22 protein-coding genes and 1 tRNA gene are annotated in these 25,036 nt (G+C 70.0%); 12 read left to right on the forward strand and 11 right to left on the reverse strand.

What is annotated here, in order from left to right; all coding sequences use genetic code 11:
- Nucleotides 1–76 precede the first annotated feature (76 nt).
- Nucleotides 77–583: a hypothetical protein gene (locus BLW84_RS32270; RefSeq protein WP_245761537.1), complete on the forward strand. Its 507-nt coding sequence runs from the start codon at nucleotides 77–79 to the stop codon at nucleotides 581–583.
- Between the two features lie 286 nt (nucleotides 584–869).
- Here the strand turns inward: BLW84_RS32270 and BLW84_RS32275 are convergent, their stop codons facing one another.
- On the reverse strand, nucleotides 870–1,517 hold the full coding sequence (locus tag BLW84_RS32275) for a response regulator (RefSeq protein WP_218157558.1): 648 nt from the start codon (nucleotides 1,515–1,517) through the stop codon (nucleotides 870–872).
- Nucleotides 1,514–2,668 (reverse strand): sensor histidine kinase, encoded by a 1,155-nt coding sequence (locus tag BLW84_RS32280; RefSeq protein WP_245761538.1) that lies wholly within the window; start codon nucleotides 2,666–2,668, stop codon nucleotides 1,514–1,516. The genes BLW84_RS32275 and BLW84_RS32280 overlap by 4 nt, the downstream gene beginning before the upstream one ends.
- A gap of 189 nt (nucleotides 2,669–2,857) precedes the next feature.
- Between BLW84_RS32280 and BLW84_RS32285 the strand changes: the two genes are divergently transcribed.
- Together BLW84_RS32285 and BLW84_RS32290 are read left to right on the forward strand one after the other, a co-directional pair.
- On the forward strand, nucleotides 2,858–3,406 hold the full coding sequence (locus BLW84_RS32285; protein WP_093273168.1) for a GlcG/HbpS family heme-binding protein: 549 nt from the start codon (nucleotides 2,858–2,860) through the stop codon (nucleotides 3,404–3,406).
- Nucleotides 3,407–3,467: 61 nt separating this feature from the next.
- Nucleotides 3,468–4,223 (forward strand): ankyrin repeat domain-containing protein, encoded by a 756-nt coding sequence (locus BLW84_RS32290; protein ID WP_093273169.1) that lies wholly within the window; start codon nucleotides 3,468–3,470, stop codon nucleotides 4,221–4,223.
- A gap of 7 nt (nucleotides 4,224–4,230) precedes the next feature.
- On the opposite strand, the gene coaE is transcribed toward BLW84_RS32290, so the two are convergent.
- Complete coding sequence (gene coaE, locus BLW84_RS32295; protein WP_093273209.1) at nucleotides 4,231–5,421, reverse strand: dephospho-CoA kinase; 1,191 nt, start codon at nucleotides 5,419–5,421, stop codon at nucleotides 4,231–4,233.
- 200 nt (nucleotides 5,422–5,621) lie between these two features.
- A complete protein-coding gene (gene rpsA / locus BLW84_RS32300; RefSeq protein ID WP_093273171.1) occupies nucleotides 5,622–7,124 on the reverse strand; it encodes a 30S ribosomal protein S1 in 1,503 nt (500 codons plus the stop codon).
- Between the two features lie 291 nt (nucleotides 7,125–7,415).
- Between rpsA and BLW84_RS32305 the strand changes: the two genes are divergently transcribed.
- The 4 genes from BLW84_RS32305 (at nucleotide 7,416) to BLW84_RS32320 (ending at nucleotide 12,195) form a co-directional block, all read left to right on the forward strand.
- Nucleotides 7,416–8,270 carry a class I SAM-dependent methyltransferase gene (locus BLW84_RS32305; RefSeq protein ID WP_093273172.1) on the forward strand — a complete coding sequence of 285 codons (855 nt, stop codon included), beginning with the start codon at nucleotides 7,416–7,418 and terminating at the stop codon, nucleotides 8,268–8,270.
- Nucleotides 8,271–8,536: 266 nt separating this feature from the next.
- On the forward strand, nucleotides 8,537–9,466 hold the full coding sequence (locus BLW84_RS32310) for a GNAT family N-acetyltransferase (RefSeq protein WP_093273174.1): 930 nt from the start codon (nucleotides 8,537–8,539) through the stop codon (nucleotides 9,464–9,466).
- 45 nt (nucleotides 9,467–9,511) lie between these two features.
- Nucleotides 9,512–10,174 (forward strand): ATP-binding cassette domain-containing protein, encoded by a 663-nt coding sequence (locus BLW84_RS32315; RefSeq protein WP_093273175.1) that lies wholly within the window; start codon nucleotides 9,512–9,514, stop codon nucleotides 10,172–10,174.
- Nucleotides 10,171–12,195, forward strand: a complete 2,025-nt coding sequence (locus tag BLW84_RS32320; protein ID WP_093273176.1) for a YhgE/Pip domain-containing protein — start codon at nucleotides 10,171–10,173, stop codon at nucleotides 12,193–12,195. The genes BLW84_RS32315 and BLW84_RS32320 overlap by 4 nt, the downstream gene beginning before the upstream one ends.
- A 116-nt stretch (nucleotides 12,196–12,311) precedes the next feature.
- On the opposite strand, the gene BLW84_RS32325 is transcribed toward BLW84_RS32320, so the two are convergent.
- From BLW84_RS32325 to polA, 4 genes are all read right to left on the reverse strand, one after another.
- Nucleotides 12,312–13,121 carry a MerR family DNA-binding transcriptional regulator gene (locus BLW84_RS32325; RefSeq protein ID WP_093273178.1) on the reverse strand — a complete coding sequence of 270 codons (810 nt, stop codon included), beginning with the start codon at nucleotides 13,119–13,121 and terminating at the stop codon, nucleotides 12,312–12,314.
- A gap of 43 nt (nucleotides 13,122–13,164) precedes the next feature.
- Entirely contained in the window at nucleotides 13,165–14,478 is a 1,314-nt protein-coding gene (locus BLW84_RS32330) for a hypothetical protein (protein ID WP_143061171.1), read from the reverse strand.
- Nucleotides 14,479–14,660: 182 nt separating this feature from the next.
- Nucleotides 14,661–15,071, reverse strand: coding sequence for a VOC family protein (locus BLW84_RS32335; RefSeq protein ID WP_093273181.1), 411 nt, complete (start codon nucleotides 15,069–15,071; stop codon nucleotides 14,661–14,663).
- A 242-nt stretch (nucleotides 15,072–15,313) separates the two neighbouring features.
- Entirely contained in the window at nucleotides 15,314–17,959 is a 2,646-nt protein-coding gene (gene polA / locus BLW84_RS32340) for a DNA polymerase I (RefSeq protein WP_245761542.1), read from the reverse strand.
- A 136-nt stretch (nucleotides 17,960–18,095) separates the two neighbouring features.
- Between polA and BLW84_RS32345 the strand changes: the two genes are divergently transcribed.
- Nucleotides 18,096–18,518, forward strand: coding sequence for a PaaI family thioesterase (locus tag BLW84_RS32345; RefSeq protein ID WP_245761543.1), 423 nt, complete (start codon nucleotides 18,096–18,098; stop codon nucleotides 18,516–18,518).
- On the opposite strand, the gene BLW84_RS32350 is transcribed toward BLW84_RS32345, so the two are convergent.
- Nucleotides 18,442–19,386, reverse strand: coding sequence for a LysR family transcriptional regulator (locus BLW84_RS32350; RefSeq protein WP_093273184.1), 945 nt, complete (start codon nucleotides 19,384–19,386; stop codon nucleotides 18,442–18,444). The two genes, BLW84_RS32345 and BLW84_RS32350, sit on opposite strands and share 77 nt — an antisense overlap.
- 109 nt (nucleotides 19,387–19,495) lie before the next feature.
- Here BLW84_RS32350 and BLW84_RS32355 point away from each other — a divergent pair, with 109 nt between their 5' ends.
- Entirely contained in the window at nucleotides 19,496–19,972 is a 477-nt protein-coding gene (locus BLW84_RS32355) for a cupin domain-containing protein (protein ID WP_093273185.1), read from the forward strand.
- Nucleotides 19,973–20,020: 48 nt separating this feature from the next.
- On the opposite strand, the gene BLW84_RS32360 is transcribed toward BLW84_RS32355, so the two are convergent.
- A complete protein-coding gene (locus BLW84_RS32360) occupies nucleotides 20,021–20,632 on the reverse strand; it encodes an ANTAR domain-containing response regulator (protein ID WP_093273187.1) in 612 nt (203 codons plus the stop codon).
- Between the two features lie 117 nt (nucleotides 20,633–20,749).
- The gene (locus BLW84_RS32365) at nucleotides 20,750–22,141 is read right to left on the reverse strand and encodes an amino acid permease (protein ID WP_093273188.1); all 1,392 of its coding nucleotides are present in this window, start codon (nucleotides 22,139–22,141) and stop codon (nucleotides 20,750–20,752) included.
- A 162-nt stretch (nucleotides 22,142–22,303) separates the two neighbouring features.
- On the opposite strand from BLW84_RS32365, the gene BLW84_RS32370 reads away from it, so the two are divergent.
- The 3 genes from BLW84_RS32370 to BLW84_RS32380 form a co-directional block, all read left to right on the forward strand.
- Nucleotides 22,304–22,377, forward strand: a tRNA-Leu gene (locus tag BLW84_RS32370).
- Between the two features lie 1,128 nt (nucleotides 22,378–23,505).
- The gene (locus BLW84_RS32375; RefSeq protein WP_177226804.1) at nucleotides 23,506–23,739 is read left to right on the forward strand and encodes an RraA family protein; all 234 of its coding nucleotides are present in this window, start codon (nucleotides 23,506–23,508) and stop codon (nucleotides 23,737–23,739) included.
- Nucleotides 23,740–24,144: 405 nt separating this feature from the next.
- Nucleotides 24,145–25,036, forward strand: an 892-nt coding sequence (locus tag BLW84_RS32380) for an NACHT domain-containing protein (RefSeq protein ID WP_245761539.1), incomplete at its 3' end; no start/stop codon positions are given.

The following is a 25,036-nucleotide window of genomic DNA, read 5'->3' on the forward strand; positions in this document are numbered from 1 at the left end:
ACGAACTCCGAAAAGTTACGTTAAAAACTGGTGCTGTCGATCTTTCAACGCCGTTTTCCCGTTACTGTCTGACGCCGTGAGCGCTGCGATTTCACCCCAACTGGTTGAAGTTATCGACGTCTTCAGCTCGCAGCGTAGGCAGTCGTCCGGTGTCGTCGCGCAGCTGGAGGTCTGCCACGTCGAGCGCTGGGGACTCTCGGTGGAATGCCCGACACCGGAAGCGGCGGACCACGCCGCCGAGATCACCTGGCTGCTGCCCGACCTCGGGCTGCGGCTGACCCGCTTCCGCCCGCGACGCAGGCACTCCCGCCGCGGGCCGAGCCTGCTCACCGCGGTCCACATCGAGCGCGAAACCCGGTCCTGGACCACGACCGACCTGCTGCTGGGCCTGGAGGTCGGAGAGCACGGCCGGCCGCGGATCACGCGCGCCGCCGATTTCGCCGCCGCGGTCGGCAACGGCCTGATCCGTCTCAGCGAAGCCGACTACGCGCTGCGCACGGTGCACCGCACGCTCGACGAGGTGACCCGCCACCGGGACATCAACCAGTGGCTGGCCCACCGGGGCATCTTCGACATCTGGTGACCAGAGCCTGTTTCCAGGCTCGTTCTGCGTAGCGGTGCGGGTAGCGGAACCTCAGGCGCCTTCTCGCTGTGGGATCCCCGACTCATGAATGCCAATTCACCACGTCGAGGCTGTCCTCGCGAGAAGACCCCTGAGAACCCGCAGCGGTGCCGGTTGCGTAGGTGGGCTAAGCGGCTGCGCCGCTTCAAAGGCAAAACCCGCTCTACCACACCTCACACCACGACATCCAAAACAGCCTCTACAGCAGCACGAAGTACGCACGGGTCCTGAGTTGCAGAGGCTCCTGTCAACGCGGCGGGGAATCGAGGCGGATGAGGCGGCGCTCGACCGCCGCGCTCACCGCCGCCATCCGGCTGTCCACCCCGAGCTTCGAGTAGATGTGCACCAAGTGGGTCTTCACCGTCGCCTCGCTGATGAACAGCTTCTTCGCCAGCTCCTTGTTGCCCAGGCCCTGCGCCAGCAGCTCCAGGATCTCCACCTCCCGGGCGCTCAGCGACTGCTCCGGCGCGCGGCTGCGCTGCAGCAGCCGGGACGCGATCTCCGGCGAGAGCATGGTCTTGCCCTGCGCGGCCGCCCGGATCGCCTGGAACAGCTCCTCCGGCGGGCCCGCCTTGAGCAGGTAGCCGGTGGCGCCCGCGTCGATGGCGCGGGTGATGTCGGTGTCGGCGTCGTAAGTGGTCAGCACCAGCACCCGCAGCGGGGTGTCCAGCGCCAGCAACCGCCGGGTCGCCTCCACGCCCTCGACGCCGTCGCCGAGCTGGAGGTCCATCAGCACCACGTCGGGCCGGAAGGCGTCCGCCTGCCGCACTGCCTCCACCGCGGTCGCGGCCTCGCCGACGACCTCGATGCCCGCATCCCCGGCGAGCAGCGCCTTCAGCCCGGCCCGCACCACCGGGTGGTCGTCGACCACCAGCACCCGCACCGCGTCCGTCACGAGATCCCTCCCACCGGCAACGTCGCCGCCACCGCCGTGCCCTCTCCGGGCCTGCTCTCCACCGCCAGCGTGCCGCCCGACTGCTCCACCCGCGCCCGCATCCCGGACAGCCCGTAGCCGCGCCCGGTGCCGGACCGCGGGGCGGCGGGGTCGAAACCGGTGCCGTCGTCGCGCACGTCCAACGTGACCGAATCATCCAAATAGGACAGCGTCACCCCGGCGATGCGCGCCGCGCTGTGCTCGCGGACGTTGGCCAGCGCGCCCTGGGCGACCCGCAGCAGCACCGCGTCGTCGGCCGCCCTGGTCGGCAGCGGCTCGCCCACCACCTCGAAGCGGACCTCCACGCCCGACTCCGCCGCGGTCCGGTCGGCCAGCTCGCGCAGCGCCTCCGGCAGCGACTGCCGTTCGAGCGCGGCCGGCGCGAGCCCGCGCACGAATCGTCGGGCCTCGGCGAGGTTGTCCTCGGCGACCTCGCCCGCGCGCCGCACGTGCTCGTTGGTGTCGCCGCCGCGCTCCGCCGCCTGCAGCAGCATCCGGATGCTGGACAGGCCCTGGGCGATCGTGTCGTGGATCTCGCGGGCCAGCCGCTCGCGCTCCCAGCTGATGCCCGCCTCGCGCTGGGCTTCGGCCAGTTCGCCGCGCGTGCGCACGAGCTGATCGATCAGCGCCTTGCGGCGCTCGCTCTCCCAGCGCAGCTCCAGGAACACCGCGGTGGCCATCGTCGCGACGGCCAGCGGCACCAGCACGTCGACGACCTCGAACCTCGGCGCCAACCGCAGCTGCCCGAAGATCACCGTCGCGGTCAGCAGCACCACGGCGATGATCAAGGGCTTGGGTCGCAACAGCCGCAAGCAGACGAAGAACAGCGGCACCGCGCACCAGCTGAAGCTCGGCGCCACCAGCACCAGCGCGCACCAGAGGGCGACCACCGCGGCCAGCCACAGCTGCCGCACGTGCTTGCTCTGTCCCCAGAAGACGACACCGAGCACGTAGACCACGACCAGCGCCCCGGAAAGGCCCAGCAGCAGCGGGGTCACGCCCGCCAGGCCATGCGCGGCGACGTAGCGCGACGCCGACGACGCGAGCAGCACGAAGAAGCCCGCGTGCATCGCGCGGTACAGCCAGCCTCCCGGCCGGAAGTCGTCGGCCAATGCGGTCCTCTCATCGCGGTCGCGTCGGAGACACGAACCTAGACGGCGCGCCACGAGCCCGCATCAATGGATCGGTTGATCCGGGATCCACCGGGCAAGGCCGTCGAACGATCCTTTCCGACGACGTCCGGAGCCCGCCTGCGCCGGAAGCTTGGAGCACAAGCCAATCGGACCTAGGAGCGAATCCCGATGCAGTCCACCACCCGCAACCGCGCGATCATCGGCACCCTGGTCGGCCTCGGCATCCTCGGCGGCGCCACCGGTCTGACCGTCGCGCAGGCCGACCCGGCTCAGCAGCAGGCCCCGCAGCGCCCACCGGCCGCCGTCCTGCAGCAGCCGGTGCTGAGCGTCGACGCCGCCACCAAGGCCGCGCAGGCCGCGCTCGACGCCGCCGAGGCCAAGGGCCAGCGCGTCACCGTGTCCATCGTGGACCGCGCGGGCAACGAGCGGGTTCGCCTGACCGGCGACGGCGCGGGCCCGCAGAGCGGCGAATCGGCGAAGCGCAAGGCCTTCACCGCGGTCGCCTGGGGCCGTGCGACCTCCGAGCTGGGCAAGCAGGCCACCGGCGACGGCGCCACGCTGCGCGACATCCCGGGCACCTTGTTCCTCGGCGGCGGCGTCCCGGTGACCGCCGGCTCGCCGATCGCGGGCATCGGCGTGGCCGGTGCGCCCAGCGGCGACCTGGACGAGGAGTTCGCCCGCGCCGGGCTGCAGGCCATCCAGGCCGAACTGCGGTAACACCCCTGACCGGTCCCCGGCGATCGCCGGGGACCGGTCAGCACCCGAGCAGGAGGATCTGATGAGGACCGCGCACACCGCGATCGGTCGACGAGCGGCAGTCGGGGTGTTCGCCGCGATCGCGCTCGCCGCCTGCGCCCCGGCCGAGCCGCCGGCGGCGCCAGCGACTCCCCCGCCGCCACCCGCGGCACAACAACAGCCCGCCCCCGAGCAGCACGCGCCCAACCCCACGGCGGATCAACAGCTGCTGAGCGCCGCCGACGATGGCGATCTCGACCAGGTGCGCGCCGCGCTCGCCGCCGGCGCCAACGTCGAAGCCCGCGACGAGCACCAGCGCACCCCGCTGCTGCTGGCGGCGCTCGCCGACCACGTCGACGTCGCCCGCGAACTGGTCAAGGCCGGGGCCGACCCGAACGCGCAGGACGACCGCCGCGACAGCGCCTTCCTCGTCACCGGCGTCACGGGCAGCGTCGCCATGCTCGAAGCGCTGCTGCCCGCCAACCCCGACTTCACGGTGACCAACCGCTTCGGCGGCATCTCGATCATCCCGGCCAGCGAGCGCGGGCACGTCGACTACGTGCGCGCAGCGGCACGCGCCGGGCTGAACGTCGACCACGTCAACCGGCTCGGCTGGACGGCACTGCTCGAAGCGGTGATCCTCGGCGACGGAAGCCGCCCGTACCAGGAGATCGTGCAGATCCTCCTCGACGCGGGAGCGGACCCGAACATCCCCGACCACGACGGCGTCACGGCGCTCCGGCACGCCGAAGCCCACGGCTACACCAAGATCGCCGAGATCCTCCGCTCGGCGACCTGATCCGGGCTCAGCCGGCCCAGCCGGTGCTTTCGGCCCATTGCCAGGCCCTGGGGAGCGCTTCCGCGAACCAGGGCTCCTTGGCGTCCGCGTAGGCGCCGTGGTCCGGGTCGGCCGCGTGTTCCGCCGCCACCTTCCGCTTGAGCGCGAGGTATTCGTCGCGGGCGGCTTCGTCGGTGCGCAGCCACGCCGGGAAGAGCAGGGCGACGCGCTGGCCCGGCGTCCCGTCGACCCGGACGTGCAAGTTCGCGTAGCGGCCCGGGTCGGCCGACACGTGGATCCGCTTCTCCCAGAGCGCCGGATCGGGCGCGAAGGTGTGCGGGGTGTCCCCGAGGATGTACGGCAGCACCGGGAAACCCGCCTCGCCCAGCGGTCCGGCGAGCGCGTCCGCGTCCGCCAGCGACCGGACCGTCAGCTGCAGGTCGATGATGTCCTTCGCGGGCAGGCCGGGCACCGAGGTGGAGCCGATGTGGTCGATCCGCAAGGCCTTGTCGCCCGCCGCGCGCTCGACCCGGGCGATCAGCCGCCGCGCCTGCCGCGGCCACTCCGGATCCGGATCGACCAGCTCGGGCGACCGCTTCGGCGGGCGGCGGCGCAGCCGCACGTTCTCCTCGAACGGCACCAACCGGTCCCGCCACAGCGCATCGACCTGGGCGTGCACGGCATCGACCGAACCGCTGTTGTCCAGCCACACGTCCGCGACCTCGCGCCGCTGCTCGGTGGTGGCCTGCGCGGCGATGCGGGCGCGGGCGTCGTCCTCGGCCAGGCCGCGGTCGATCAGCCGCCGCACCCGGTCGGGCTCCGGCGCATCGACGATGAGCACCAGGTGGTAGTTCGGCGCGTAGCCGACCTCGACGAGCAGCGGGACGTCGTGCACCACGACCGCGTCCGCGGGCGCCTGCGCCATCCGCTCGGCCGTCAGGTCGCGGATCTTGGGGTGCGTGATCGCGTTGAGGTCCGCGCGCGCTTCGTCGTCGCCGAAGACCTTGCCCGCCAACGCCGGGCGGTTCAGCGCGCCGTCGGCGTCCAGGATGTCCTCGCCGAACCGCTCGACGAGTTCGGCCAGCCCCGGTGTGCCGGGCTGCACCACCTCGCGGGCCAGCACGTCGGAGTCGATGAGCACGGCGCCGCGCTCCACCAACCGCTGGGCCACCGTCGACTTGCCGGACCCGATTCCACCGCTCAGTCCCACCCGCAACACGAAGCCCATCTTGCCAGCCCACCGGGCCACGCGGACCGAAGACCCGAAGCGAACGGCCCCCTCACCCCGATAGACGAGACGAACCGGCCGTTCACCTCGGCAACTCCAGGAGGGGCTGGTGCGGGTTCCGAAAAGACTCACGGCCCCGCACCTCGGAAGGTGCGGGGCCGTGGTGTTGCCTCAGCCGCTAGGCGTCAGGCTCACGCGCCGCCGGAGAGCTTCTCCCGCAGCGCCGCCAGCTGCGCGTCGCTGGCCAGCGAGCCGCTGTCCTGCTCGTCGCTCGAAGCCGACGAGTAGTTGCCGCCACCGCTGGCCGGCTCCTCGCCGCCACCGGCCGCGGCGGCCGCAGCGGCCTCCGCGTCGGCCTGGCGGGCCTTCGTGATCTGGGCGATGTGCTTCTCGTAGCGCGTGTGGGCCTCGGCGTACTGCCGCTCCCATTCCTCACGCTGCTTCTCGTAGCCCTCGGTCCACTCCTGGGTCTCCACGTCGAAGCCCTCGGGGTAGATGTAGTTGCCCTCGTTGTCGTACTCGGCCGCCATCCCGTACTGGGTGGGGTCGAACTCCGAGTCCGGGCTGAAGCCCTCGTTGGCCTGCTTCAGCGACAGCGAGATCCGGCGACGCTCCAGGTCGATGTCGATGACCTTGATCATCACCTCGTCGCCGACCTGGACGACCTGCTCCGGGATCTCCACGTGGCGCTCGGCCAGCTCGGAGATGTGGACCAGACCCTCGATGCCCTCGTCGACGCGGACGAACGCACCGAACGGCACCAGCTTGGTGACCTTGCCCGGCACGATCTGGCCGATCGCGTGGGTGCGGGCGAACTGGCGCCACGGGTCTTCCTGGGTGGCCTTCAGCGACAGCGAGACGCGCTCGCGGTCCATGTCCACGTCGAGGACCTCGACGGTGACTTCCTGGCCGACCTCGACGACCTCGCTCGGGTGGTCGATGTGCTTCCAGGACAGCTCCGAGACGTGCACCAGACCGTCGACCCCACCGAGGTCGACGAACGCACCGAAGTTGACGATGGAGGACACGACGCCCTTGCGGACCTGGCCCTTCTGCAGCTGGTTGAGGAACTCGCTGCGGACCTCGGACTGCGTCTGCTCCAGCCAAGCGCGGCGGGACAGGACCACGTTGTTGCGGTTCTTGTCCAGCTCGATGATCTTGGCCTCGAGCTCGCGGCCCACGTAGGGCTGCAGGTCGCGGACGCGGCGCATCTCGACCAGCGAGGCCGGCAGGAAGCCGCGCAGCCCGATGTCGAGGATGAGGCCGCCCTTGACGACCTCGATGACGGTGCCGCGCACGGGCTCGTCCTTCTCCTTGAGCTCCTCGATGGTGCCCCAGGCGCGCTCGTACTGGGCGCGCTTCTTGGAGAGGATCAGCCGGCCTTCCTTGTCCTCCTTCTGGAGAACAAGTGCCTCGACGAAGTCGCCGACGGTGACGACCTCGTTGGGGTCGACGTCGTGCTTGATCGACAGCTCGCGGGAGGGGATGACGCCCTCGGTCTTGTAGCCGATGTCAAGCAGCACCTCGTCGCGATCGACCTTGACGATGGTGCCCTCAACAATGTCCCCATCGTTGAAGTACTTGATGGTCTGGTCGACGGCGGCGAGGAAGTCCTCCTCCGTCCCGACGTCGTTCACTGCGACCTGCGGCTTGGTGGCGGCGGCAGTCGGGACGGTGGTGGTGTCGGTGGACATCAGGTGGGTTGCTCCGGTACGGATAGTTTGGTCGCTGGATCTACATTGTTGCCGCGCCCCGGGCCGGGACCAGCTGACTCGCTGGACCAGGAGATCCCGCCTCGTCGGCCGTCCCCACCACCGGTGCGACCCGGCAGTCGGAACCGTCGGCGAAAGACCCACGGCGCGGGCGGTATCGTACGCGCTTTCTCGATCGTCGGGCAAACCGCGGTACGCCCGAACGACCGGCCGATCCCGGGCGAGGAGAATGCCCCACGTCCGAGCAATACCCGATATCGGCGGAGAGAACCCTTGGCACGAGCCGATGACCCGGAATACGACGAGCTCCAGAGTAGCTCCGCGGAGCAGCTGTTGGGCACAACGGGTGTGAGCAAACGCACTGTCGACGCGGCGGAATCGCGCGGCGCGAGCCGGCTGTGGTGGGACGCCGACGCCGACGACTACCAAGCCGAGCACGGCGCGTTCCTCGGCGACAGCGACTTCATGTGGTGCCCGGAGCGGCTGCGCGAGGCCGACGCCGGATTGCTCGGCGACGTCCGCGGCAAGCGGGTGCTGGAGGTCGGCTGCGGCGCGGCGTCGTGCTCGCGGTGGCTGGCCGACCAGGGCGCGCACCCGGTGGGGCTGGACATCTCGGCCGGGATGCTGCGGCACGCCGTCGCGGGCGGCGAGCGCAGCGGGACCGCCGTGCCACTGGTGCAGGCGAGCGCGGATTGCCTGCCGTTCGCCGACGCCTCCTTCGACCTGGCCTGCTCGGCGTTCGGCGGGGTGCCGTTCGTGGCCGATGTCGGCGCGGTGTTCCGGGAGGTCGCGCGGGTGCTGCGGCCGGGCGGCCGGTGGGTCTTCGCGGTGACGCACCCGATGCGGTGGATCTTCCCCGACGATCCGGGGCCGACCGGGCTGACCGCCACGCACTCCTACTTCGACCGCACGCCGTACCTGGAGGTCGACGACGCGGGCCGGGCCACCTACGTCGAGCACCACCGCACCCTCGGCGACTTCGTCCGGGAGCTGGCCGGCGCCGGGCTGCACCTCGTCGACCTGATCGAGCCGGAGTGGCCGGCGGGGCACACTCAGACGTGGGGGCAGTGGAGCCCGCTGCGCGGGCGCCTGTTCCCCGGGACCGTGATCTTCGTCTGCCACCGGTGAGGAAGACTATTTCCAGGCTCGTTTTGCGTGGCGGTACGGGTAGCGACCCCCCTGCGGGAGTCGCAGACGCTGCCTGGACTGCGGGAGCCCGACTTACGTATGACCAATGCGCGGCATCGGGGACTGGCCTCGCCCAGTAGCCCAATAGGGGCGGGCACAGCCTGAGAACCCGCAGCGGTGCCGGTTGCGCAAGTGGGCCGAGCGGCTGCGCCGATTCAAGGAACAAAACCCAGACTTACAGTCGAGACAGCCTTCGAGGGGAAGTCGTGGCGACTGCACAGGAGTTGATGCGGGCACAGTTCGCGCGGTTCGCCGCGCTGGACCCGCAGCTGCCCGACACCCACCAGCTGCCGTCCGGTGCCGAGGCGATCGTGGCCCGGATCGCTGACGGCAGCACGGTCGCCGGGCTCGCCACGCGGAACGCGAGCCCGCCGGGGTCGGCGCAAAGCCTCTGGCAGGCCGGCGAGGTCTTCGAGCTCTTCCCGATCGTCGGCGAGCAGCCCCGCGCCGGCATGGACGCGCTGTTGCACACCTGGCGCGAGTGGCTGGCGGGGCAGGCATCGGGGCCCAACTCGGCTTGCACGGTCGTGTGGCCGAGCCGGGACGTCGAGGCGACCAGGGCGTTTCTGGATCACGGTTTCCTGCCGCTGGCCTGCCTCGCCGTGCGCCCCACCGCACCGGTTGCATATACGAAACCGTCTGGTACCGTAAACATACGTCGCGCCGGACCGGCCGACCTCGACGCCGTCGTCGAACTCGCCCTCAGCGAGCTCGAATACGCCGCCCTGGTCGGCACGTCGACGTACCGACCCGATGCTCCGCAGCTGAAGCGGACCGCTGCGCACGTGCGCCTGCACTCCAGCGATCCGGTGTGGCTGGCGGAGCAGGACGGGACGCCGGTCGCGGTCGCGGAGTGCGGCTGGGTCGACACCGCCAAGTCACCCGGTGGCTCCCGGCTCAGGTCCGGCACGTGGGGATACGTCAACTGCGTGTCGGTGCAGGAGAAGCTCCGCGGCTCCGGCGTCGGCCAGCAGCTGATGGCCACGGCGCACAACGAGTTCGCGCGTGCCGGAGCCGTCGGCAGCTTCCTGTACTACAACCCGCCCAACCCGTTGTCCTCGGTGTTCTGGCCCCGCCAGGGCTACCGGCCGCTGTGGACGATGTGGGAGGTGCGCCCGGCCACCGCGCTGCGCTGACGCTCGCACGACCGGCGCACCGGTCGTGAAAGTCGAGGAGACTGCGTGGAGATCGTCGCCACCGGCGTCGAGGTCATCGGAGCGCACGGGACGCTGCTGGCGCCCACTTCGCTGCGGGCTCGGACCGGGCAGGTCCTGCTGGTCGCGGGCGACCCGAACTCCGGCCGCACCGCGCTGGCCCTGGCCCTTTCCGGCCGGCTGCGCCCCACCCGCGGCGCCGTCCGCCTGGACGGCGCCATCGACGCCACCGCGCTGCGGCGCAGCGTCGCGGTCGTCGACGCGCCGCAGATCACCGAGCCCGACGACGCGCTGGCGGTGCGCGACGTCGTCGCCGAAGGCCTGAGCCTGGCGGGCCGCAGATCCGGCCGCCGCCGGGTCCGGGACTGGCTGTCGGCCCGCGACTGGCTCCCCGAGGGGGCCGGCGAGCAGCGCTTCGAGCACCTGGCCGGCTACGAGCGCACCCGGCTGCTGACCGAACTCGCCTGCGAGGGCCGCGCCACCAAGGCCCTGGTGCTGGATTGCCCCGACCGCCACGGCGGCGACCCCGCGGGCTGGTACTCCCTCGCCGCCCGCCAAGCCGAGCGCGGCCTGGCCGTGATCGCGCTCTGCTCCCCGCACTCCGCCGACAAGCTGGGCATCTCGCCCGCCCGCGTCGGCGCGGACAACCCCGAACAGTCCACTCTGGATTCTGCTGAAGGTCTGCGATGACTACATTCCGGCTCGCCGCCACCGAGCTGCGCCGCCTCACTTCGGGCAAACTGCCCAAGCTCGCGCTGCTCGCGGTCACCCTGGTGCCGCTGCTCTACGGCGCGATGTACATCTACGCGAACTGGGATCCCTACGGGAAGCTCGACTCGGTGCCCGCGGCCGTGGTCGTCGAAGACCAGGGCGCGCAGCGCGAGGACGGCACGCGGCTGGACGCCGGTCAGGACGTCTACCAGGAGCTCCTGGATTCCGGCACGTTCGACTGGACCCGCACCGACGCGCAGGAGGCGCAGGACGGCGTCGCCAGCGGCCGGTACACGTTCGCGCTGGTGGTGCCGAAGGACTTCTCCGGGGCGCTGATCTCCCCCGCCGACTTCGAGCCGCGGCAGGCGAAGCTGCAGCTGATCACCAACGACGCCAACAACTACCTGGTCGGCACCATCGCCGACAAGGTGGCCTCCGAGGTGCGCAAGGGCATCGCGACCAGCGCCGGGACCGAGGCGGCGAACCAGTTCTTGCTCGGATTCAGCACCGTGCACGACAAGACCGCCGAGGCCGCCGACGGCGCGGGTCAGCTCGCCGACGGCGCGGGCCAGCTCCGCAACGGGCTCGGGGAAGCCCGGCAGGGCACCGACAAGCTGGCGTCCGGCGCCCACCAGCTGGTCGACGGCCAGACCAAGCTCGCCGATGGCGCCACCCGCCTCAGCGACGGCACCCAGCAGCTGCGCAGCGGCCTCACCGAGCTGCAGCGATCGACAGCGCCGCTGCCGGCGCAGACCGCCAAGCTGGCCGACGGCGCAGCGCAGGTCGCCGCCGGAAACGAACAACTCGCCTCCAAGGCGGAGACGCTCGGCGGGCTCTCGCAGGAGATCGTCGACAACCTCAGCTCGACCAAGAAGGACATCGCCGACCAGCTCCGCAAGAACGGGGTGGACGAGGACGCGGTGCAGCGCATCGTCGCGGGCATCGACGAGCTCGACAAGCCCATCACCGACGCCAACGGCAAGGTGCAGACGCAGGTCGGCCAGCTGCGGAAGCTCGCCGACGGCTCCCAGCAGGTCGCCGACGGCAACCGCGCGCTGGCCAACGCGATGCCGACGATGACCAACGGCATCGGACGCCTCGCCGACGGCGCCGTCCAGGTCGACAACGGCGCCCAGCAGCTCCGCTCCGGCGAGCAGCAAGCGCTGGCGGGCACCAAGCAGCTCAGCAGCGGTGCGGATCAGCTCGCGGGCGGCACCAAGCAGCTCTCCGACGGCTCCGGCAAGCTCGCGGACGGTTCGAGCACGCTCGCGACGAAGCTCGGCGAGGGCCTGAACGAGATCCCGAACCCCGACGAGGACACTCGCAACGCCACCGCGGACACCATCGGCGACCCGGTCGCGATCGACACCATGGCCCAGGTCAAGGCCGGCACCTACGGGGCCGGGCTGGCACCGTTCTTCATGGGCCTGGCCCTGTGGATCGGCGGGTTCGTGCTGTTCCTGCTGATGCGCCCGCTGTCCAGCCGCGCGCTCGCCGCCGGGGTCGCGCCCTGGCGGGTCGCGATCGGCGGCTGGCTGCCCGCGGCGATCGTCGGGTTCGTGCAGGCCGTGCTGCTCTACCTGGTCGTGGTCTTCGGGGTGGGCGTGCAGCCGGCGCACACCTGGTGGACGCTCGGATTCCTGATCCTCACGTCGTTCGCCTTCACCGCGGTGGTGCACGCGCTCAACGCGGCGTTCGGGCCGAAGGGCAAGTTCATCGCCCTGGTCATCCTGGTGCTGCAGCTGGTCACCGCGGGCGGCACGTTCCCGTGGCAGACGATCCCGGAGCCGCTGCACCCGCTGCACGAGGTGCTGCCGCTGGGCTACGTCGTCAACGGCCTGCGCCACCTGCTCTACGGCGGGGCGGGCACGGCGGCGGCGACGACCGCGGCAGGCGTCCTGCTGTGCTACCTGGTGGCGTCGCTGCTGCTGAGCACGATCGCGGCCTGGCGCCAGCGGGTCTGGACGCCCACCCGCCTCAAGCCCGAACTGTCCCTCTGATGCTCCCGATGGGGGAGGGTGGCGATTTCGCGCGAACGCCACCCTCCCCGCGCGTCGAGCGGCGATTTCGCGCGAAATCGGCGGCACCGCGTTCCAGGCGGGCACCGGTGCGCTGATCAGGTCAGCGGGATCGCGACCTCCATGCCGACCGCGTCGCCGGTCTCGTCGAGCCGCCCGATCTGGCGCATCGCCGCGAGGTCCAGGTCGGCCCCGCGCCGCTCGGCCTCGGCCAGCAGCGCGACGACGGCGGGATGCACCGCCGCGTCGATGACCACGACGCCGTCGTCGTGCCGCCAGCCCACCACGAGCTCCGGCCCTGCCCGGACCTGCCCGCGCACGACCGCCAGTCCCGCAATCCCCCAGCCCGCGGGCATCGGCCGGGCGACCGGCCAGCAGCACAGCAGCTCGACGTCGTCCTCGGTGGAACCGGCGCGGATCGACGACCAGAACGGGCCGACCGGCGCGTTGTCCGCCGCCGCCAAGGCTTCCCACAACGCGCCGAAGGCGGCGTTCGCCTCCTCGTCGGCGCCGTCGGACACCGGCAGCGCCACGCCCACCCAGTGCTGCGCGTCGGCTTGCCGCTCCTGGATCTCCCAGTCCGGCGCGTCACCGTCGAGCAACGCCGTCGCCGCCTCCAGCGCAGCGTCCTGCCGCCGCCGCTGCTCGGCCAGCCGAGCCCGGTGCTCTTCGAGCACCTCGACCGCCTCGCGCCGACCGAGCAGCGCCCGCTCGGCCTCCGCCAGCCCGATGTCGGCCGCGCGCAACGCCTTCAGCCGGATCGCCACCTCCAGCTGATCCGCCGAGTAGCGCCGGTAGTTCGACCACCGATCGACCGCGGCCGGCTTCAGCAACCCCTGCTTGTCGTACAGCCGCAACGCCTTCGCGCTCAAACCGGTCAACTGCGCGAAATCCCCGATACCGAGCATGCGTCCAGTCTGGACCTTGACCCGGGGGCAGAGTCCAACCTCGTCAGCTCGGCCAGGCGAGGGCCTCGTCGGCGCGGCGCGGTACGACCCGCGACCGGCCGGGCTTGCCCCACTGGCTCGACCCGGCGAGGAAGATGCGCCGGGTGCACAGCAGATCCCGCAGCGTCAACAGCACGCACATCTCGTAGACGGCGCGTTCGATGCGCCCTTCCTGATCCACCACGGCGTCCCGCCACTCCTCCGGAACCACGTCGTCCAGCGGGATGTCGCCGGGCGAGTCGTAGAAGCGGCCCTCGCCCCAGGACGCGGTGTAGTCGCTCACCAGCTCGCCGAGCGCCGCCATGATCGGCCGGCAGCCGAGGTCCCGGCAGCGGAACTCCAGGCCCGCCAGCACCAGTCGGAGAACCTGTTGGTAGTGCGCGGAATACGCGCCCCGCAACACCGTGCGCTTGCGCCTGCTGCGCACGGCGTCGCGAGCCTCGCTGACGCGCGTCAGCTGTCTGAGCACCTTCTCGCCGGCGATCGGGTACAGCACCGCTCGCACGGTGTCGTCGGGACGATCCAGGGCGGCCCGGGCGATCTCGACCAGGAGCAGCTCCCGCGCCTGCGTCTGCGGTGTGGCTCCGGCGACGACGGCGAGACGCCGCTCCACCCGCTCCCGGAGTTGTTGCAGCAGGCCGATCAGCACTCGCCCGAGCAGATCGGTGATCTCCTTGCGGCGCACGAAACACAGCGCACCCAACAACGTCACCCGCACCGCTCGCGGCTGCGACCGCAGCTCGTCGTGGTGCGCGCGGGCCGCCCGCACGCACCACGCCTCCACCAGTTCCACCGGAACGTCGTCGAAGAGCTCCGCCGGAAGCTGGAGCGCCTGCACCACGGCCTGCTTGTCGACCTCCTTCAGGAGCGCACCCAAGCAGACCTGGCCCGCGGTGTTCTCCTCCAGGTTGACCAGCAGCTCGGACGGCAACCCCAACGCCTGCAACGACATCAGGCTGTCGATCTCCAGCAGGAGTTCACGCAGGTCGATCCGGGGCACCTCGGACCGCAGCTCGGCCAGCGACCACTCGGGATGCTCCGGGGGATCCGCCAGCAACACCTCCAACTGGTCCGCCGAGTCGCCCATCCGGACCGCGACGCGGTGGCAGAGCAGCCTTTCGAAGTCCTGCAAGACCAGGCTCGCCACCTCCCGCGCCTGGTCCGGCCCAGGAGGCTCGACCTCCGTCGCGCGGCAGTGCGCGATCAGCGCGGTGGCGAGCTCGTCCCGGCCCCGCCCCGGCCGGACGGTCTCCTCCGTCAGCCACGCCAGCCACTGCCGCTCGTCGCCCAGGCCCACCGGGCATCTGAGCGCATCCACGATCTGCCCCGTCAGGAGCTCAACCGTGCCCCTCGTAAAACCCGATGCCAAACCCACTTCCACAACCCCGCCCCATGCCCCCAGCACGGATCTAGCCCCATTGCGCGCAAAGGTAGCGCCAGCGCCGAAGCCACGATCGGGCGATCACGGCGCGCCGGGCGGCGCGGGACGGGGCGGGGGTGCTACTCGGCCGCGGTCTCCTCGGCGACGTCGTCGTAGCGGGCGACCTCGATCAGGTTGCCGTCCGGGTCGCGCAGGTAGAGCGAGGTGATCGGGCCCTCCGCGCCGATCCGGCTGACCGGGCCCTCCTCGATGCGCACCTCGTTCGCGCGCAGGTGCTCCTGCACCTCGGAGAGCGGGTGGGACGTGACGAAGCACAGGTTGGCCGAGCCGGGCACCGGGTGCGTCGCGGTCGGCTCCACCAGTTCGCTCGCGGCGTGCAGCTTGATCGTCTGCCTGCCGAAGCTCACGGCGCGCCGCTCACCGGGGAACTCCACCGGCGTCATGCCGAGGATCTGCTCGTAGAACTCCACTGCCCGATCGACATCGGCGACGGTGAGGACCAGGTGGTCCACTCTGTCGATGCTGATCATGCTCCTCCTCGGGGTTGGCGCGGATGGCCGCGCCCGACCGACGCCCGGTCCGCGCGCGTCCGGCAGCGCGCGTACGGCAGGCTACCCCGCACCGATTCGATGCGGGGCAGGGCGGGGCCACCGACGGTGACATCCGCCATTCAAAGGGGTTGCACCGCATCGACTCCGGCGAGTGACCACTTCGTGACGGCGCCGAAACGCGAACTCAACGAGTAACGACCGGCACCCGAGGCGTGACGGCCTCAGTGCGCGGCGGCGTCCCAGGAGCGGCCGACGCCGACCGAGACCTCCAGCGGCACGTCGAGCTCGTAGGCCGAGCCCATCTGCTCGCGCACCAGCTTCTCCACCTCGTCCCGCTCGCCGTCGGCGACCTCGATGATCAGTTCGTCGTGCACCTGCAGCAGCATCCGCGACCGCATGTCGCTGTCCCGCAACGCGCGGTGCACGCCCAGCATCGCGACCTTGATGATGTCGGCCGCGCTGCCCTGGATCGGCGCGTTGAGCGCCATCCGCTCGGCCATCTCCCGCCGCTGCCGGTTGTCGCTGGTCAGGTCCGGCAGGTAGCGGCGGCGCCCCAGGATCGTCGAGGTGTAACCGTCCTTGCGCGCCTGGTCGACGACCTCCCGCAGGTAGTCGCGGACCCGGCCGAACCGGGCGAAGTAGGCGTCCATCTGCGCCTTGGCGTCCTCGGCGGAGATCCGCAGCTGCTGCGCCAGCCCGTACGCCGACAGGCCGTAGGCCAGGCCGTAGGACATCGCCTTGACCCGGCGGCGCAGCTCCTGGTCGACCTCGTCGATCGGCACCGCGAACGCCTTGGACGCGACGTAGTTGTGCAGGTCCTCACCGGTGCGGAACGCCTCGATGAGCCCCTCGTCGCCGGAGAGGTGCGCCATGATGCGCATCTCGATCTGGCTGTAGTCGGCGGTCATCAGCTCCGCGTACCCGTCGCCGACGACGAAGACCTCCCGGATCCGGCGGCCCTCCTCGGTGCGGATCGGGATGTTCTGCAGGTTCGGGTCCGTCGAGGACAGCCGGCCGGTGGCGGCGATGGTCTGGTTCAGCGTCGTGTGGATCCGCCCGTCGTCCGAAATGGACTTCACCAGACCGTCCACAGTGGTCTTCAGCCGGGTGGCGTCGCGGTGCTCCAGCATGTGCTGCAGGAACGGGTGCTCGGTCTTCTCGTACAGCGACTGCAGCGCCTCGGCGTCGGTGGTGTAGCCGGTCTTAGTGCGCTTGGTCTTCGGCATGTTCAGCTCGTCGAAGAGCACCACCTGCAGCTGCTTCGGCGAGCCGAGGTTGATCTCCTTGCCGATCACGCCGTAGGCGTCCTGCGCCGCCTGCTTGACGCGCGCGGCGAAGCGCGCGCCCAGCTCGGCGAGCTGCTCGGAGTCGACCGCGATGCCGGCGCCCTCCAGCTCGCTGAGCACCACCAGCAGCGGCAGCTCCAGGTCGGTGAGCAGCGCGCGGCTGTCGATGCGGTCCAGTTCCGCGTCCAGCGCGTCGGCCAGCTCCGCCACCGCGCGGGCCTTCACCAGCTCGGTCGAGGCGGCCTTCTCCTTGGTCTCCGCCTCGTCCTCCAGCAACGACAGCTGCCCGTCGTCGTCGCCCTGCTCCGCGCGCAGCTCGCGCTGCAGATAGCGGACCACGAGGTCCGGCAGCTCGAAGGACCGCTGCCCGGGCCGCACCAGGTACGCGGCCAGCGCGGTGTCGCTGGTCAGGCCCGCCACCGCCCAGCCGCGGTCGCGGATGGCGTGCAGCGGCCCCTTGACGTCGTGCGCCGCCTTCGTCGCCGCCGGGTCGGCCAGCCAGGCCGCCAGCGCCTGCTCGTCTTCCTGGGTCAGCTCTGCGACGTCGACGAACACGCCCGCGCCGTCGGCGGTGGCCAGCGCAACGCCGGTCAGGTCGCCGTGGCCGCGGGCCCACTGGCCGGTGCACGCCAGCCCGACCCGGTTGCCGTTGCGGGCGTGCTTGTCCAGCCACCCGGCCAGCTGGCCGGGCTGCACGACGCCGCCGGAGATCTCGAAGCCCTCCTCGACCTCGGGCTCGGCGCTGGACAGCGTCGCGAACAGCCGGTCGCGCAGCACCCGGAACTCCAGGTCGTCGAACAGCTGGTGCACCGCGTCGCGGTCCCAGGCCCGCACCGCCAGGTCCGGCGGCGCCAGCTCCAGCTCGACGTCGCGGACCAGCTCGGTCAGCTGCCGGTTGAGCAGCACCGACGACAGGTGCTCGCGCAGCGAGTCGCCGACCTTGCCCTTGACCTCGTCGACCCGGTCCACCAGGTCGGCCAGCGAGCCAAACTGCTGGATCCACTTGGTGACGGTCTTCTCCCCCACGCCCGGGATCTTCGGCAGGTTGTCCGACGGGTCGCCGCGCAGCGCCGCGAAGTCCGGGTACTGCTGCGGCGTGAGGCCGTACTTGTCCTCGACGGCCTGCGGCGTGAAGCGGGTGAGCTCCGAGACGCCCTTCGTCGGGTACAGCACCGTCACGTCTTCGGTGACCAGCTGCAGCGCGTCCCGGTCGCCGGTGCAGATGGCGACCTTGAAGTCCGCCGCGGTGGCCTGGGTGGTCAGCGTCGCGATGACGTCGTCGGCCTCGAAGTTCTCCTTGCTCAGCACCGGGATGTTCAGCGCGCCGAGGACGTCCTGGATCAGGCTGACCTGGCCGCGGAACTCGTCCGGGGTGGCGCTGCGGTTGGCCTTGTACTCGGTGAAGGCCTCGCTGCGGAAGGTCTTGCGGGAGACGTCGAAGGCGACCGCGAGGTGCGTGGGCTGCTCGTCGCGGAGCAGGTTGATCAGCATCGAGGTGAAGCCGTAGACCGCGTTGGTGTGCTGGCCCGTGCCGGTCTGGAAGTTCTCCTTCGGCAGGGCGTAGAAGGCGCGGTAGGCCATCGAGTGGCCGTCGATGAGCAGCAGGCGTCGGTCCTCGGAATGCGTCACGGCGGCGAGTCTAGGCTGAAGCTCTGACAGCTTGTACCGGAGGCGACAGGAGGACCCAGGCGTGGCTGCGCTCAACGACGGCAAGGCTGTGACCAGCGAGAACGACCGGTTGAACCGGGTGCTGACGGCCGCCGAGGAACAGCTCACCGCGCTGATGGGCATCGAAATCGTCGAATGGGCCCCCGATCGGGTGGTCGGCACGATGCCGGTCGCCGGCAACCGCCAGCCCTACGGCCTGCTGCACGGCGGCGCGAACGCCGTGCTGGCGGAGACCGTGGGCTCCATCGCCGCCGCGCTGCACGCGGGCGACGACCGGATCGCGGTGGGCCTGGAGCTGACCTGCACGCACCACCGAGCGGTCACCGACGGCGTGGTCACCGGCATCGCCACGCCCGTGCACCTGGGCCGCGCGACGGCGACCTACGACATCGTGATCACCGACGAGAAGGACCGGCGGACCTGCTCGGCGCGGCTGACCTGCGTCCTGCGCGATCAACCCCCGGGAAAGTAATCCGCCGGAAGCCGTCCAGCAACATCCTCAACGCGGGCCCCGCCGGGCCCGGCGGCACCACCAGCGACGTGGTGATCTCGACGCCCGCCAGCGGACGGATCGCGACGTGCCGCGCCGGTGGCAGATCACCGGCGCGGTAGAACGCGGTCCACGACGCGGTGGGGTCGGTCGCGATGTCGGCGAACGTGCCCTGCAGGTGCGTGAACGGCGGCCCGGCCGGCGGTTCGACTCCCGCGTCGCGCAGCGCAGCGTTGATCAGGTCGTGGAACGGCGGGTTGGCGTCGCGGGGCGCGAGGCGCAGCGGCAACTCGGCGAGCTGCTCCAGGCGCAGCACGTCCTCGTCGGCCAACGGGTGCCGCGCGGGCACCACCGCGTACACCGGATCCGTCCACAGCGGGACGAGTTCCAGCCCGGCCGCCGACGACATGGCCCGCACGAGGGCGGCATCCAGTTCCCCGGAGCGGACCGCCGCCAGCCGGTCGGCGAGGCCCGACTTGACGATCCGAACGCGCAGCCGCGGCGCCGCCACGACCAGGTCGTCGACCGCCGCGTCGACGCGTGGATCGGGGGCCCGTCCCGTGCCGAGCCGCAGGACGCCTTCGGTGCCGATCTTGATCTCCCCGGCGACCGCGAGCACCCGTGAAGCGGCGGCGAGCACCGCTTTCGCCTCCGGCAGCAGCCGCTCGCCGGCCGAGGTGATCCGGATCTGCCGGGTGGATCGGTCGAACAGCTGCACCCCGAGCTCGCGCTCCAGCCTGCGAACCAGCTGGCTCACCGCGGGCTGCACGATGTTCAGGCGTTCGGCGGCCCGGCCGAACCCGCCTTCCTCGGCCACCGCGACGAAGTACTGCAGCTGCCTGATCTCCACGTTCCCATCATGAACGGTGATGGGTGCGCGTGGTGATCGCGCCTTGTTCGGCCCCTCCGCCAGAGGTGGACTTGATCGGAAAGGACCACACACCTGTTGCGGAGGGGAAATGACTGCCCGAGCCGTTGTCGTGCACGCCGGCGACGCCGAGATCATCCAGGCCGGCACCACGCAAACGCTGCTGGCCGACAGCAGCGCGACCGGAGGCGTCACCGGCGCCAACCTGATCAGCATTCCGGCGGGCGGGGACGGCGCCCACCCGCACGTCCACGAGAAGTCAGCCGAGGTGTTCTACGTCCTGGACGGAGCCATGGAGATCCTGCTGGACGACCGGATCGAGACCGTCGGCAAGGGCGGTTTCGTGGTGGTGCCGCCCGGCGTGCCGCACGCGTTCGCGGCGACCGCGGACTCCGCCGTGGAGATCTTCATCTACATCGCGCCCGGCGTCGACAGGTTCGACTTCTTCCGGCTGCTGCAGCGAATCACCCGCGGCGAGGAGCCGGAGTCGGCGCTGGAGGACGTCCAGGACCGGTACGACGTGCACTTCACCACGAGCCCGGTGTGGGACGCCGCCGGCCGTCGCTGAGCTCCCCGGCGTCGGCCGCCGAACCGCGGCCGGCGCCGGGCCGCCGAACTAGGAGAGGTTCTCCAGCACCGCCTGGGCGACGGCCTTCATCGTGGTGCGGCGGTCCATCGCGGTGCGCTGCAGCCAGCGGAACGACTCCGGCTCGGAGAGGTTGTGCTTGTTCATCAGCAGGCCCTTGGCCCGCTCGATGGTCTTGCGTGCCTCGAGGCGCTCGGTCAGGTCGGCGACCTCGGCCTCCAGCGCCTGCACCTCGGTGAACCGGGACACCGCGAGCTCGATGGCCGGCACCAGGTCGCGCTTGGCGAACGGCTTGACCAGGTAGGCCATCGCGCCCGCGTCCCGCGCCCGCTCGACGAGGTCGCGCTGGCTGAACGCGGTCAGGATCACCACCGGCGCGATCCGCTCACCGGCGATGTTGGAAGCGGCCTCGATGCCGTCCATCTTCGGCATCTTGACGTCCAGGATCACCAGGTCCGGTCGCAGCTCCTCGGCGAGCCGGACGGCCTCCTGCCCGTCCCCCGCCTCGCCGACGACCTGGTAACCCTCTTCGCGGAGCATCTCCACCAGGTCGAGCCTGATCAACGCCTCGTCCTCGGCCACGAGTACGCGACGTTCGACGGGCTTGGCCTCGCGTGTGTCCTCGGCAGCCGGCGTCGTCACCGGGATCCTCCAAAAATCGGGTCCGCCGATGCGGTCTGCATCGGGAAACCGCAGCTTACCGGCTGTGACTTCACGCCGAGGTAAACACGCGACGTGACCATTGCGACATCGCGACGATCAAGCCCGCGCGACCCGCCGCCGCACGAACAGGACGTAGATCAGCAGGATCGCGGCGAGGCTGATCAGACTCAGCGTGAGCTGCGATCGGACCTCCTCGATGGCGCCCATGGTGACCACCACTGCGACGATCACGACCAGCGTGGCCCAGGTCAAGTAGGGGAAGAACCACATCTTCAGCTTCAGCCGCTCCGGCGCTTCCCGCTCCAGCCTGCGGCGCATCCGCAGCTGCGAGGCCGCGATCATCCCGTAGATGAACAGCGCGACGGCGCCGGCGGAGTTGATGATGAAGTAGAAGATCGTGTCCGGCGAGACGTAACTCGCGGCAACGGCGACGTAACCGACCAGTGTGGACAGCAGGATCGCCTTCCACGGCACGCCCCGGCGGTTGATGTCGCGCACCCAGCCGGGCGCGAAACTCCGCCGCTGCAAGGCGAAAAGCATCCGGGAGGCGGTGTAGAGCCCGGAGTTGAGCACCGAGATCACCGCGGTGAACACGACCACGTTCACCACGACTTCCGCGGCGGGCAAACCGAACCTGGCGAAGGCCGCGGCGTACGGGCTGCTCTCGCTGGGGATCTCCTGCCACGGCGTGATCATGACCAGCAGGGTCACCGAACCGACGTAGAACAGCAGCACCCGCCACACGACCGCCTTGGTCGCCTTGGCGACCGCCTTCTCCGGCTCCTTCGACTCGGCCGAGACGATGGTGACGATCTCGGTGCCGAAGTAGGAGAAGACCACGATGACGACGCCGTGCAGCACGGCGAAACCGCCCTTGGCGACGAACCCGTCCAGCGCGATGTTGCCGACCGAGAACTCCGCGCCCGGCCACAGCCCGAGCACGAAGATCGTCCCGCACACCAGGAAGATCACGATGGTGATGACCTTGATGGACGCCAACCAGAACTCGGTCTCGCCGAACGACCGCACCGAGACCAGGTTGGTGGCGGTGAGCAGCAGCATCAGCACCAGCGAGATGACCCACTGCGGCACGACGGGCACCAGCGGGTTCAGCAGCTCGGCGCCGACGACGGCCTCGAAGGCGACCACGCCGACCCAGTAGTACCAGTACAGCCAGCCGATGGTGAACCCCGCCCAGTTGCCCAGCGAGGTCCGCGCGTACTCCATGAACGACCCGAGCGTGGGAGCGGCGGTCGCCATCTCGCCGAGCATCCGCATCACGAGCACGACGATCAGCCCGCCCAGGGCGTAGGACAGCACGGCCGCGGGCCCGACGGTGGAGATCACCGCCCCGCTGCCGATGAACAGGCTGGCGCCGATGATGCCGCCGAGTGCGATCATCTGGAGGTGGCGGTTCTTCAGGCTCCGCCGCAACCCGATGTCGTCGCCATCGCCCGTCGCGGACTCGATCCTGGTTTCATCGACCATCACGGCCCCCCGTGTTCGACCGGCCACCCGGAGTAGAGGCTGTGAACCTAACTCGCGAAGATCACCACCACCAGGGTCCCGAACCGGGACAAACCACCCGGGAAAGTGACGCATACCCCTGATCGACCGGTTGATCAAGGGTCACGTATGCTGAGCGAACAAGCCCCCGTAGCCCAATCGGCAGAGGCAGCGGACTCAAAATCCGTCCAGTGTGCGTTCGAGTCGCACCGGGGGCACTCGCAGTAATCACACCAAATCCCAGTCCGCCTGACCTGAAGATCCAGGTCGGAGTGCAGCTGGCGGTGGAGCGCAGGGCAAGGCGGGCGCCGGCCCGATGAGCCAAATGCAACACGTGGTTCCCGTTCCTTCGATGGCCCTGACCATTGACCTGCACCTACAGCACGCGTGCCTGCAACTGTCCCGCATTCCACGGCGGGAGCTCGGCCTGCTGAAGTGGGCGGACTTGCTCGATGAGCCAGCAATCGCCCTGATGCCTAGCACCAGCGACAGCAACCGTCTGTCTCTCCTTTTCCGCCGGACCATTGGCGGGATGTCGATCGAAGCCTTCGACTACCCGGCTTGCGGCGACAGCCGCTTCGGTCTGCCGGCCGGACCGGAGCCTTCGAGACAGGTCAGGGCACCAGCCACGGCTTCCCCATGTTGCTCTTCGGACACCAGCGCCTCCCATGACCACGGCCGCCTGTGGAACCCAACGCTGCGAAGACCACCATCGCCATCAGCGAGAGCCGGAGCACGAAGAGCAGAACCGGCGCGCGACCGCATTGGCCCACCGGCCGTCTCTGGAGCGGTCGACCGGGTGGGCGGAGGCAGACAAACCGGGCGCCCCCATCCTCAGCCACGCCCGCTAGCACTATGCCATCACCAGCACAAACGTCACGAATGAGCACTACCGTGTCAAGGCAGTGACCCGCTGGGGCCGACCAGCTGTTCGCGTATCCCTGCAGGCCAGCGGCTCTTGTTCCTCCTCGTTACGACGGGTTGTCACGCGTTCCCGCGCGTTCCCGTCGCCAGGAAACCGCCATTTGATCACGGCAGTTACAAGGAGGACGACCACCGTGTTCGGTCATCTGACAGATCCGCAGAGAAAGACCCGGGGGTGGCGCGGATGGCTCACAATGCAGGGCCAGTGCCACGACACCAGGCACTCTGACTCGTTCGACGAGAGACGCGAGGCAGCCAGGCTAAAGCTCTGCTTCGTGCAAGACGGTCATCAACCACGCCGCACACGCACCTCCGGTGTGTCATACCGAGGTCAAGGTGATCATCATTGGTGACCTGGCCTGGACGTTCGTCACTTTCACACGTGTGCTTGCACGATCTTGGTCGCCGCTGGTGCGGCCTGCGTGTCATATCAGCGCGGCCGCCAGTTTGCCCTGCGGTTCGGTGCGGACCGAGCCACTGCAGCGATCTACGCAGACCGCGCCGGCGCCGTCGTCATCCCGGCGCACAGCGTGCGGGACGTGCTGACCGAAGCGCAACACATCCAAGCCGAGGACGAGGACTTCCTGGCTCAGATCCGCAACGAGGACCCTTCAGCACTACGGACAGGAAGGCGCTTCGGGCAGCAAGAGCTGTAGTGATCTCGCCTGCTCGGCGTTCCGCCCATTCCAGGCTGTCAAAATGTCCAAGCCACAGGACGCACTCGTCGCCGTGCAGTCGCACAGCGCTCCATATTGGACCCCGCGACCCCTTGATCACCAGTAATGTCCACAAGAGACACTGACCTGCGAGAACTGGGAAACAGCAGGACAAAACACGTCCGTTGACAGCGGTTCCACGCTGTTCTGGCCCACTACGGTGCGTACCGCGCTCCAGTTCCACTCCTGCTCCTGCCCGACCTGCCGCAGACACAGGAACACCACGGAGCGATCGTTAACCTCCGCGAGCAGTACCTGGTCGACGACCGCTGGTTCAGCAACACCTCCCCGGAGGAGGCGAGCGGCGCACTGCCGATGGAAGCGGCTTTGAGTACGTCAAAGCGGATGCTGGTCCGGGGCGAGGCAGGCATAGGCAAACTGCTTCGCTGGATTGCCGTCACGGCCGCGCGTGGACGATTCAGCCGCGAACTGGCCGACTGGAATGACACTGTGCCGATCCTCATCAAACTTCGCAGCTACGCAGGCAAGCCCTTGCCTCGGCCGGAGGAGTTCCTCGAAGATCCTGCGGGGCCGATAGCCGAGCCTGCCCCGGACGGTTGGACACACCGCCAGTTCGATGCCGGACACGCGTTGCTTCTGGCCGGTGGAGTCGACGAGCTGTCCGCTGGCCAGCGCCCCAAAGTGCGGCAGTGGCTGCGCAAACTGCTCAACCGCTACCCACAGACCCGCCTCGTGGTCACCTCCCGTCCAGCCGCCGCCGGAACACGATGGCATGAAGCGCGATATGTCCGCGGTCACACTCGTTGGAAGCAACCACCCACGGGGTCGCACGTCTATGTCATCGAAAGAAGGTTGCAGACCAGATCTTTTAAGGACAGTGAAATGAACCTGCGCACCATCGGGACCACCCTGACCGCCGCCGCGGCCCTCGCACTTTCTCTCAGCGCATGCGGCTCGGCCCAGCAGACGCCGCCGGCCCCGCAGCTGGGCAGTGCACAAGGTGGCACCTACGGTGGCTCGAACACACAGGGCGGCGAAAGCCCTGACGAACAGGGGCCCTGCGAAATCGGCAACATCGAGCCGTCTTTCGAGCTCTCTTCGACCGGCCACGTGAACGCCCACCTGAAGGTCACGAACGTCGGCGAGGCCAGCTGCACCCTGACCGACGACTTCCCGGACATCACGTTCATGGACCGGGAAGGGAACCCGTCCGACGGTCTCCAGATCAACCACGGCCAGCCCGGCACGGGCGGCCCCGTCATCCTCGAGCCCGGCC

The organism is Saccharopolyspora shandongensis (genome assembly GCF_900106995.1).
Lineage (GTDB): Bacteria > Actinomycetota > Actinomycetes > Mycobacteriales > Pseudonocardiaceae > Saccharopolyspora > Saccharopolyspora shandongensis.